At 63.8% G+C, this 11,121-nt stretch carries 10 protein-coding genes; 7 read left to right on the forward strand and 3 right to left on the reverse strand.

The features are described from left to right. Nucleotide 1 precedes the first annotated feature (1 nt). The 3 genes from H0I86_RS27060 to H0I86_RS27070 form a co-directional block, all read right to left on the reverse strand. The gene (locus tag H0I86_RS27060) at nt 2-217 is read right to left on the reverse strand and encodes a hypothetical protein (protein ID WP_124314375.1); all 216 of its coding nucleotides are present in this window, start codon (nt 215-217) and stop codon (nt 2-4) included. Between the two features lie 65 nt (nt 218-282). Then, the gene (locus H0I86_RS27065) at nt 283-972 is read right to left on the reverse strand and encodes an energy-coupling factor ABC transporter permease (protein ID WP_180922829.1); all 690 of its coding nucleotides are present in this window, start codon (nt 970-972) and stop codon (nt 283-285) included. Beyond that, nucleotides 969-1,436, reverse strand: coding sequence for an FAD/FMN-containing dehydrogenase (locus tag H0I86_RS27070; protein ID WP_180922830.1), 468 nt, complete (start codon nt 1,434-1,436; stop codon nt 969-971). The genes H0I86_RS27065 and H0I86_RS27070 overlap by 4 nt, the downstream gene beginning before the upstream one ends. Nucleotides 1,437-1,892: 456 nt before the next feature. Here H0I86_RS27070 and H0I86_RS27075 point away from each other — a divergent pair, with 456 nt between their 5' ends. The 7 genes from H0I86_RS27075 to H0I86_RS27105 all read left to right on the forward strand — a co-directional run bounded on the left by H0I86_RS27075 (nt 1,893) and on the right by H0I86_RS27105 (nt 11,108). Next, nucleotides 1,893-3,329: an undecaprenyl-phosphate glucose phosphotransferase gene (locus tag H0I86_RS27075; protein ID WP_180922831.1), complete on the forward strand. Its 1,437-nt coding sequence runs from the start codon at nt 1,893-1,895 to the stop codon at nt 3,327-3,329. Then, a complete protein-coding gene (locus H0I86_RS27080) occupies nt 3,329-4,789 on the forward strand; it encodes a mannose-1-phosphate guanylyltransferase/mannose-6-phosphate isomerase (RefSeq protein ID WP_180922832.1) in 1,461 nt (486 codons plus the stop codon). Before H0I86_RS27075 ends, H0I86_RS27080 begins: the two co-directional genes overlap by 1 nt. Further along, complete coding sequence (locus tag H0I86_RS27085; protein ID WP_016703673.1) at nt 4,789-5,700, forward strand: glycosyltransferase family 2 protein; 912 nt, start codon at nt 4,789-4,791, stop codon at nt 5,698-5,700. Before H0I86_RS27080 ends, H0I86_RS27085 begins: the two co-directional genes overlap by 1 nt. A 6-nt stretch (nt 5,701-5,706) precedes the next feature. Beyond that, nucleotides 5,707-6,531, forward strand: a complete 825-nt coding sequence (locus H0I86_RS27090; protein WP_180922833.1) for a polysaccharide biosynthesis/export family protein — start codon at nt 5,707-5,709, stop codon at nt 6,529-6,531. Between the two features lie 67 nt (nt 6,532-6,598). After that, entirely contained in the window at nt 6,599-8,581 is a 1,983-nt protein-coding gene (locus tag H0I86_RS27095) for a GumC family protein (protein WP_180922834.1), read from the forward strand. Next, on the forward strand, nt 8,581-9,762 hold the full coding sequence (locus H0I86_RS27100; RefSeq protein ID WP_180922835.1) for a glycosyltransferase: 1,182 nt from the start codon (nt 8,581-8,583) through the stop codon (nt 9,760-9,762). Before H0I86_RS27095 ends, H0I86_RS27100 begins: the two co-directional genes overlap by 1 nt. Continuing rightward, the gene (locus tag H0I86_RS27105) at nt 9,759-11,108 is read left to right on the forward strand and encodes a glycoside hydrolase 5 family protein (RefSeq protein ID WP_180922836.1); all 1,350 of its coding nucleotides are present in this window, start codon (nt 9,759-9,761) and stop codon (nt 11,106-11,108) included. The genes H0I86_RS27100 and H0I86_RS27105 overlap by 4 nt, the downstream gene beginning before the upstream one ends. The last annotated feature ends 13 nt before the right edge of the window (nt 11,109-11,121 follow it).

Raw genomic sequence — 11,121 nt, forward strand, 5'->3', positions numbered from 1 at the left:
CTCAAGGCCGCATGAAAGCGTAGTCCTGCGTATCGTCGAGGTTCTCCGCGAGAAACTGCAACTCGTCGGCCAGATCCTCGGCGCTGCGCACCCGCCGACTCTCCTGCACCACCGCGCTGAGCAGGGCGCGCAGGCTCAAGCCTGGTTCGAAACCCTCTTCCTGCGCAGTATCCAGACTCCTGCGTATTTCCTGCCGCGCCCATTCATACACACTCATGACCCTGCTCCCGAACGGTTTTTGCCGAGCATGGGACCGCGTCTGCCGAATGTGTTTGATATGGATCAAGAACGCGGATCGTCATCCTTCCAGGGCGCCGAGAGGTAACGGGTGCGGTTGAAGGTTTCCAGCCATTCGGGGCAGAACACCACCAGGGCGCTGATCACCATGCCGTTGATGAAGGCCTCGGGAAAGATGATCAGCCACAGGTAGCCGATGAAGTCTTCCAGCCATTCCGGCATGGCAAAACGCCCGTCGAACCACAGCAGTCCCAAGCCAACCAGCAGGCACAGCAAGGCCGACAGCGCGGCGGCAAAAAAACCGGAACAGAAGATATACACAAAGGGATTACGCGGCTGCGCGCGCTCCACCAGGAGCGCGCAGCATTCGGTGACCAGCACCGGCAGCAGGATCAGCAAGGCGCCGTTGATGCCGACCGCCGCCAGGTCCTGGCGGCCCAGCGCGACCAGGCCCACCTGGGCAATCAGCCCGCCGACGATCGCCAGCGGCCAGTCCAGCAACAGGGTCACCGCCGTCATGCCGATGAAGTGATAGGACACGCCGGTATCGAAATCCCGGCGCACCAACCACAGCAGGAACAAGGCGAACACCGTACCGAACAGCAGATGCTGACGCCGGCTGTCGCTGAACAGTTCGACCCAGGGCGCGCGCCAGGCGGCCCAGAGCAGTACCGACACATAGATCAGCCAGCCGACGCCGAGGGTGAGCGGCGACAGCAGCGCGGCGCTGATCATGGCTGCGCCTGCTCCAGCGCTGCGCGCAGTTCGGCGGCCGTGCCGTACTCCCGTTGAGCAACCAGCCGGCCATTGTCGAGCTGCAGCCACAGGACTTTATCCACCGCCCCGGCGTAGCGCGGCGCTACCCGCCCGTCACGGTCTAGCATGATGCGATAGCCATAATCACGCATCGCCGGCACCGCGAACATCCTGGCGATCACCGCCGGCATGCGCTGGATGTCCGCGACAAATACCGTGTGTCGCGCTTCCAGATAACCCGCAGGACGGTCCTGCAAGGCGGTGTTGACCAGCTTGGCGCCGTCCATGCTGCGCGCCACCAGCAGGGTCCGGGTCTGCCCGTCGAGGCTATAGGCCCGGTCGAATTGATCGAGCAAGGTCCAGGGCGCCAGACGCTCGCCGACTTCCACCGCATGCGTCAGCAAGGGCATGCAACCCAGCAACAGCAATGACCAATACCTCACAGTTTTCTCCCCTTCCTTTGGTTAGTCCGCAAGCGTTCAGTCTACACCGCCAGAGCATCCGCCCGAGGGCTGCGCCAGCTAGCAAGACCCCAGCGATCGCGGGCGAAAAAGGAATAAATCGCCACGGGTTGGACAAGAGTCCCCCCCTGAACAACACTCCATTTTATCCGTCACGCCTCGCTCACGAATGAGCCAACTTCGTGACACATGCCCAGGCTGTCATTCGTCCTGGATGCGCAAAACCGTCAAAAAACCGATAAATAATGCAAAAAAAGGGTTAATCTGCCAGAATTAGTCAATTCATTGACCATCAAAGCAGAAAAATAGTATTGTCTGGCCATCAAAGGCCGCCAAAAAACAGACTTTTTTGCAGTAAGCCTTAGTTTTTTCAGCCTGCCTCTGTAGTGGCTTTACCCTTAACAGAGCTGGGTTTTTACCTGGCAGCGACGGGATTCGATGCTTACGAAATCGATTGATAGCAGGTTTCTGACCCGAACCGGATTCATGGAACTCTTCATTTCGGGGGTGAAACTGACGCATGCCTTGTCCGCCGCCCTGCCTGGAATCCTGCTGCTCCTGAGTCTTGAATCCGCCAGTGCGGATGTCTGGCCAACCGTCCTTGGCCTGCTGCTGTTCTTTGCCGTAATCACCGTCATCCTGTTCCAGGCCCAGGGGGTCTACTCCGAAGAATTCTTCAGCAATCGCCTGCGCCTGCGCACGATGCTGGTGGCCTGGACCTCCGCCTTCTGCATCCTGCTGGTCATGTACCTGGGGCTGCATCTGCTGCCGGTCTTCAGCCTGCAGGACCTGGCTGTCTGGTTCATCGCCAGCCTCGTGCTGTTTGGCATCGAGCGCCTGTTTCTGCTGCGCCTGTTCCACTCGTGGATGGCCAGTGGCAAATACCTGCAACGCACGGTGATCCTCGGTTTCAGCGAGAGCGCGCTGTTCCTTGCCGAACACATGCAGCGTCACGGCGATATCCGCTCCGGCCTGATCGGTTTCATCGATGATCGCAGCGACCGCGTGCCCAAGGCCTTCTGCGACCTGCCCTTTCTGGGCAACACCCAGAACCTGGAAGAGCTGATCCGTTCCGAGCAAGTCAACCAGGTCCTGATCGCCCTGCCCTGGGCCGCGCACGCGCGCATCGGCGGGCTGGTGCAGCGGCTGCGGCAGTTGTCGGTGAATGTCGCCCTGGTGCCCGACATCACCACCCTGCGCTTCGGCCACAACCGCATGACCGATGTCGGCGGCATCCTGATGTTCAACACCTCGGAGCTGCCGTTGCGCGGCTGGGCGCCGCTGATCAAGCGCTGCGAGGACATCATTCTCGCCCTGCTGGGCCTGGTCCTGTTGTCCCCTGTGCTGCTGGCCACCGCCGTGGCGGTGAAACTCGATTCCAAGGGCCCCGTGCTGTTCCGGCAAAAGCGCTACGGCTATAACGACCGGCTGATCCGCGTGTTCAAGTTCCGCTCGATGTATGTCGAGCAGGCGGACCTCAATGCCGAACGGCAGACCACCCGCGAAGACCCTCGCATCACCCGGGTCGGACGCTTCATTCGCAAGACCAGCATCGATGAGCTGCCCCAGCTGTTCAATGTGCTGATGGGCAACATGTCGATTGTCGGGCCTCGCCCACATGCCACCGCCACCAAGGCGGCGGGAGTGCCGTTCGAACAGGCGGTGCGCGAATACAGCTCGCGCCATCGGGTCAAGCCCGGTATCACCGGCTGGGCGCAGATCAATGGCTACCGGGGAGAAACCGACACCCTGCAGAAAATCCAGAAACGAGTGGAGTACGACCTCGATTACATCTCCAAGTGGTCGGTCTGGCTGGATCTGTACATCGTTTTCATGACGGTTCCGGCCGTCCTTTCGACGAAGGAAGTCTACTGATGAGCGCATTCACTGGATTGATCCCTTGCATTGTTTCCGGCGGCTCGGGTTCGCGCCTGTGGCCTGTCTCTCGGCAGAACATGCCCAAGCCGTTCATACGCATGCGCGATGGGCAGAGCCTGCTGCAAAAAACCTTCGTCCGCGCCAGCAGCCTGGCGGACGTCAGCTGCGTGGTCACGGTGACCAACCGCGACCTGCTGTTCCGCTCGCTGGACGAGTACCGCAACGTCAATCAGGGCAAGCTGGGCCTCGACCTGCTGCTCGAGCCGTTCGGGCGCAATACCGCCGTGGCCATTGCCGTGGCGGCCCTGCATGTGCGCGAGTACTGGGGCGACGAGGCGCAGCTGCTGATTCTTCCGGCCGACCACCTGATCCTCGACCAGGATGCCTTCGCCGCAGCCGTGGACAAGGCGCGCAGCCTCGCCGCAGCCGGTTACCTGGCGACCTTCGGCATTCAGCCCGACAAACCCGAGACCGGTTTCGGCTACATCGAACAGGGCCCGGCGCTGAAGGAGGGTTTCCAGGTCGCGCGTTTCGTCGAAAAGCCCAACCTGGCCACCGCCCAGGCCTACGTCGACAGCGGCAACTACCTGTGGAACGCTGGGATGTTCTGCTTCCGTGCCGATACCCTGCTGCAGGAACTGACCCTGCACGCTCCCGAGGTGCTGAGCGCCGCCCAGGCCTGCCTGGAACAAGGCATGACCCTGGACAACAAGCACTGCCGCCAGCGTGAACTCGACGCCGACAGTCTGGCCCGCGCCCCGGACGTTTCGATCGACGTGGCCCTGATGGAACGCTCCGAGCGGGTCGCCGTGGTGCCCTGTGACCTGGGCTGGAGCGACATCGGTTCCTGGGATGCGCTGCGCCAGCTGACCCCGAGCGACGCCGCCGGCAACCAGGTCAACGGCGAAGCCATCCTGCATGACGTGAGCAATTGCTATATCGACTCGCCCAAGCGTGTGCTCGGCGCCGTTGGCGTCAGCGACCTGATCATCGTCGACACCCCGGACGCGCTGCTGGTGGCCGATGCCTCGCGGACCCAGGACGTGCGCCATATCGTCACCGAACTCAAGCGCCTGGGCCACAGCGCCTACAGCCTGCACCGCACGGTCACCCGGCCATGGGGGACCTACACCGTGCTGGAGGAAAGCAGCCGCTTCAAGATCAAGCGCATCATGGTCAAGCCCAAGGAGTCGCTGTCGCTGCAGATGCACCATCACCGCAGCGAGCACTGGATCGTGGTCAGCGGCGCCGCCCTGATCACCAATGGCGACCTGGAGGTCCTGCTCAACAGCAACGAATCCACCTATATCCCCGCCGGCCATAAACACCGCCTGAGCAACCCCGGGATCATCGACCTGGTGATGATCGAAGTGCAAAGCGGCGAGTACCTGGGCGAAGACGACATCGTGCGTTTCGAAGACGTCTACGGCCGTGCCCCGGCGCAGGTAAAACCATGATGAAGGTGGCGCTGATCATTCCCGCCCGCAACGCCGGAGCGCACCTCGATCGGTTGCTGCCGGCGCTGGCCGCCCAGACGCTGCAACCGGACACCGTGCTGGTGGTCGACAGCAGCTCGACGGACGACACCGTCAGCCGCTTCCGGCAGTTCGGTGCCCGGGTGGAGGTCATCGCCGCCCAGCAGTTCAATCATGGCGGCACCCGCCGCTGGGCGAGCGAACAGGTGGACGCCGATGCACTGATCCTGCTGACCCAGGATGCGATTCCGGCCACCCCCCAGACCTTCGCCAACCTGATCCAGGAGCTGGAAGAAGACCCGAGGATCGGCCTCGCCTACGGTCGTCAGCTGCCGCACCCCGGGGCCGGGATTCTCGAGGCGCAGTCGCGCCACTTCAACTACAGCCCCCAGAGCCGCAGCAAAAGCCTGGCCGACGCCGGGGAGCTGGGGATCAAGACCTGCTTCAGTTCGGACTCGTTTTCCGTCTACCGGCGCAGTGCCCTGCAAGCGGTGGGCGGCTTTCCCGAGGACGTCATCGGCAGCGAGGACGCCCACGTCGCCGCGCGCATGCTGCTCAACGGTTATCTGGTGCGCTACGCCGCCAGTGCGTGCGTGCAGCATTCGCACAGCTACAGTCTGATGCAGGAGTTCCGCCGTTATTTCGATATCGGCGTGTTTTATGGCCGCGAGCCCTGGATCCGCGAAGCCTTCGGCAGCGCGGGGGGAGAAGGCAAGCGTTACGTCCAGGCCGAGTTGCGCGCCTTGCGTGACGCCGGCCAGTTGCAACGTGTACCCGAAGTGCTGCTGCGCAGCGCGCTGAAGCTGTTGGGCTATCGCCTCGGCCACGCCGAACAGCATCTGCCGACACCGCTCAAGCGTCGCTTGAGTATGTTCTCAAACTACTGGACCTGAGCTGTCATGATGACTATTAACCGACCTTCCCGGCTTTGTCTGTTGAGCATCCTGACCGCCTCCCTGTGGCTGGGCGGCTGCTCGACCCCCGCCCATGTCGCGCTCCCTGACAGCGACACCCTCAAGGCCCGCCACGCGGCGGCACTGACCCTGGCCGACCTGCCGCCCGCCCAGGTGCTGATCCAGAGCGGCGACACCCTGCGCATCGTGCGCGATGCCCAGGAGCCGGCCGCCACCGACGACATGACGCTGTTCGTGGTGCGCCCGGACGGTTTCATCTCGATGCCCAACATCGGCCGGATCAAGGCCGCGCTGCTGACCCCGGAAGACCTGGGCAAGGAAATCACCAAACGCTACACCCGTGTCTACCGCGAGCCCGAAGTGACCGTGAACATCGCCATTGCCCCGAGCAACCGGGTGTTCATCGGCGGCGCGGTGGCCAACCCGTCGTTCTTCAACCTGGCCGGCACCGTGTCGGTGGAGCAGGCCCTGCTCAGCTCCGGCGGCGTCCTGCCGTCGGCCGACAGCTCCAACATCGCCCTGCTCAGGACCGGCCCCGACGGCAAGTACAAGATGTACTTCGTCGACCTCAGCAGCATGCTCAGCAACCCCAACCATCCGCTGGTCGCCCTGCAGCGCGGCGACCTGATCTACGTGCCGCAATCGACCATCGGCAGCACGGTGGAAGCGGTGGACATGTACTTCACCAAGCTGTTCCCGGTTAACAAGGGGATCGGCCTGGGCTTCAACTACGACTTGAACGACCAGGATGTAAGAAACAGCGGCAACAGCACGACCAACATCGAAAACGTCAATAACATTTCTCAGTAGACCGGAGTGATGCGTTTGATCGGCCTCCATCAGCCACTGCTACAAGTACTTTCAACGGAGTGATCCCGTGATCGAAATACGCTCTCTACGCGACCTGTTGCGCCTGTTCTTCATATTCCGCCGCGAGTTCAAGCTGGCGGTCATCACCACTATCGTGGTCGCGGTGCTGGGCGCCTTCCTGCTGCCGACGCGCTACGAGTCGGACGCGCGCCTGCTGGTCAAGCCCGGGCGCGACAGCACCACGGTGCCGATCGAGGCCGGCAATCGCCAGACGCTGATCTCGCCCAGCACCCAGCACGACCCGATCGTCGATGAGGAGAAGATGCTCACCGGCCGGCCGATCGTGCACATCGTCGCCCAGCGCTACCTGGAACTGAGCGCGGCCGCCGAACCCCAGGGTTTCTGGAAGACCCTCAAGTTCTACGCCAAGAAGGCCATGGGCACGGCCATCGATGCGCTGCGCAGCCTGCTGCAACTGGTCGGCCTGTCGGAGCCGCAGAGCCCGCTGGACCGCCTGGCGACCCGCCTGGAAAAGAACTTCCAGGCCAGCCATGAACCGGGCTCGTCGGTGATCGATATCAGCTTTACCTGGGACGACCCGGAAGTCGCGCAGCAGGTGGTGAAGATCTGGGTCGACACCTTCCTCGAGGAACGCGCCCGGGTGCTCGGTCGCAAGAGCCTCTATGCCTTCTATGAAGGCGAAGGCAACAAGGTGGCCGCGCAGATCCTCAGCCTCAAGGAACAGTTGCAGGGCCGCCTGAAGCAGATCGATTCGATCAGCGTCGATGCCCGCCTGGAAAACCTCACCAGCCAGATCGACCGGCTGACCGATGCCCGGGTCAATGCGCAGAACCAGCTGTCCGGGATCAGCAGCTTCCTGATCAACGCCCGCCAGCAGATCCAGGATCAGCCCGTCGAAGTGGTGACCAGCCGCGAGACCAGCCTCAACCCGACCCAGCTCGACCTCAAGCGCCAGCTCAACACCCTGCAAGTGGAACGCGCGCGCTTGCTGCGCACCTATTTGCCCGAGGCGCCGGCGGTCAAGCAGATCGAACAGAACATCCACGACCTGCAGGCCCTCAGCGAACAGGAAGAGACCCGCCTGGAACGCTCGAAGAACATTGCGCCCAATAGCCTGGTGACCAACGTCAAGCAGCAGGTCATCGATGCCCAGCTGCAACAACGCCGGCTGACCGGACAGATCGAGAACTACGACAAGACCCTGGCCACCCTGCGTGCCGAGCGTGACCGGGTACTGACCGACGAGCCCGAACTCAACCGCCTGACCCAGCAGTTGCGTACCGCTGAAAAGAGCTACGCGCTGTACTCGGAAAACCTGGAACAGGCGCGTATCGACCACGAACTCGACAGTAGCCAGATCAGCAACATCGCAATCATCGAGCACGCCACCTTCAACCCGGCGCGGGTCTTCCCCAAGAGCTTGCTGATCCTGCTGTTCGCCATTCCCGCGGGGATCGCCGTGGGTCTTTTGACCATCTATGTCTGCTACCTGCTGGACCAGCGCATCCACGACGGCTCGCGCCTGCCGGAGCTGTTCCAGGTGCAGCTGTGGGGCAGCGTGCCGGACCTCGAGGACGCCACGCCCGCGGCGATGACCGCGAGCATCTACCGGCTCTACAGCCTGTTGCCCATGGATCGCATCGAAAGCCAGGGCCTGACCCTGGGCCTGACCTCGGCGCGCCATGGCGAAGGTGTGAGTTTCATCCTGGAACGCCTGCGCCGCCTGCTGGAAGAACGCGGCCATCGCGTGCGGGTCAACGACAGCGCGCCGGCCCAGCCCGGTGAAGTGCTGCTACTGGATGCCTCGGCCCTGTTGTCGAACCAGGAGGCGTTCCTGATCCTGCGCCGCGCCGACCTGATCGCCCTGGTGATCGAGGCCCGGACCAGCACCGTGCCGATGATCGAGAATGCGATGTCGCTGCTGACCACCGCCTTCGGCAAGGTCGACGGGCTGATCCTCAACCGTCGCCGCTTCGAAGTACCGTCCAGGGTGCTGGAGCGGATCAACAGCTGGCGCGGTGCCGCCTGATGCGTATCGCCTTGCTGGCCCCGCTGCCGCCGGAACAGACCGGTATCGCCGACTACGCAGCGCATTTCAGCAATGCGCTGCGCGGCCTTGGCATCGAAGTGCTGACGCCGCTGGCCGGCTGTCACGATCCCGCGGAACAGCTGACGCGCCTGCGCGCCTTCGACTGGACGGGCGTCGACCTGGTGCACGCCGAACTCGGGGGTGGCCGCTTCGGCGAATTCCAGGCGCTCGACTACCTGAGCGCCGAACAACCGCGGATCCCGCGCACGGCCACCGTGCATGACCCGGAACGCCTGATCTGGCGACGCGCCCGGCTGTTCTGGCCACTGACCCTGCTCGAACGCCTGCCGCACCCGCTGCCGCAAGCGGCGGCGCTGCTCGCCGACCCGCTGACCCTGCGTGAAGAACGGCGCCTGGCCCGTGGCATGCGCCGGCTGATTACCCTGACCCGGCTGGGCGGCGACTGCCTGCGCCAGCGCATGGGCCTGCAACCGCAGCAGGTGGCGGTGATCGCCCATGGCAACCTGCCGATCCCTGCGGCCGAACTGCCGCCGCTGGTGCCGTTGCGCCTGCTGTACTTCGGTTTCATCTACCGCGGCAAGGGCATCGAGGACCTGATCGAAGCCCTGGCCCGTACCCTGGCGGCCAACCCACAGTGCCGAGGCCAGGTACGCCTGACCCTGGCCGGCGGCACTGCCCCGGAAATGACCTTCGACCCGGCCGGCAACTACCTCGACGGCCTGCGCCAGCGCATTCGCGAACTGCAACTGGACGATGTGGTGGACTGGCAACTGGACCTGCCGTCCGCCGAGATCGCCCGCACCATCCAGGCCCACCACGTGATGGTGCTGCCGTACCGGGAATCGAAAAAGCTCGCCTGGCTCGGCCAGATGCGTGGCACCAGCGGCGCCCTGTCCTGGGCCAATGCCTGCGGTCGCGGGGTCGTCACCTCCAATGCCCGGGCCTTTGCCGAGGAGGTTGCCGGCGGCAATGGCGTGACCTATCAGCAAGGCGATGTCGAAGCGCTGAGCCAGCACCTGAGCCGCCTGGTGCTGGAGCCCGAACTGGCCCGCCAGTGGGCCGCGCGGGCCAGCGAGGCCGGACATCAGCGCGAGTGGAGCGCGACCGCGCGCCGCTTCGCCGAACTGTTCAATGAAGTGTGCAAGGAGCGATCGAAATGAAGACCCGACCTGGCCTTGAACGTCGCCCGCTATTGCGCTATCTGCCGCTGGTGGCCGCGCTGGCGGTAGGCGGCGCCCTGCTGCTCAGCGAACAGGTCGATGCCACGCCGATCAACCTGGCTCCCGATCGCACCCTGGTGTGGAAGGACTACTTGGGGGTCAACGCGCATTTCCTGTGGTTCACCCCGCAGCAATACCGCAAACAGATCGCCGCCTATAAAAAGCTCGGCCTGCAATGGGTGCGGGTCGACCTGCACTGGGACCGGCTCGAGCCTACCGAAGAGGGTTACCAGCTCAGCACCCTCGACGAACTGGACCGGACCCTGAGCGACGCGAAACTCAAGTCGCTGTTCTACCTCGTCGGCTCGGCGCCCTTCGTGACCACCGCTCCCAAGGGCGGGCCCTTCCAGGATCAGTACCCGCCGCGGGATCCGAAAGTCTTCGCCACGCGCATGGCGATGCTGGCCCAGCGTTATCCGAACATCGACGCCTGGCAGGTGTGGAACGAACAGAACATACCCAACAACTGGCGGCCGAAACCCGATGCCAAGGGCTACGGCGAGCTGTTGCTGACGACTCACCAGGCGCTGAACCAGGTAGCACCGGACAAGACCCAGGTCATGGGCGGCATGGCCTACTACAGCCAGATGCCGACCCATCGCAACGCGCTGATGTTCGAAAAGCTCGGCGAACTGGGCGTACAGAGCCTGGGCATGGTCGCCGCCTATCACCCGTATTCGGAAACCCCGGAAAGCGATGAGCCCGGCAAGAACGAAGTGCTGCTGCGCGGCAAGCAGCTCAACGACATGCTGCACGGCGCCGGCCTGAAGAGGATCTGGGCCACTGAATGGGGCTGGTCGAGCTACGCCGGGCCCAAGGAGATGCAGCGGCTGATCGGCGTCGACGGCCAGGCCGACTACACCCTGCGCCGCCTGGCGTTGATGAGCGATCAGGACTACGAGCGGATCTTCCTGTTCGCCCTTTCCGATCTCGACTCGCGCGCCTCGGCCCGCGACCAGCATTACGGCCTGCTCGACCTCAACGGCGAACCCAAGCCGGTGTACAAAGCGCTCGCGCGGTTTCTCGAGATCACCGGCGCGCGCCTCACACCCGGCAAGACGCCCGTGCTGGAAAACCTGCCCGACACCTTCTACAGCGTGTCCTGGACCCGCGACGACGGTAAGCGCCTGCTGATGTTCTGGAGCGCCAAGGGCGGCACCATCCGCTTGCCCCAGGTGCACCAGGCCGAGCTCTACGATCCGCTCAGCGGAACCCGGGCCAGTCTCGACGCCGCGGACGGCATCCAGCCGGCCGTGAAATCGTCCCTGCAGATTCTCGTGTGGTAATCGATCTCGACTT

Source organism: Pseudomonas chlororaphis subsp. aurantiaca, assembly GCF_013466605.1.
Taxonomy (GTDB): Bacteria; Pseudomonadota; Gammaproteobacteria; order Pseudomonadales; family Pseudomonadaceae; genus Aquipseudomonas; species Aquipseudomonas chlororaphis_I.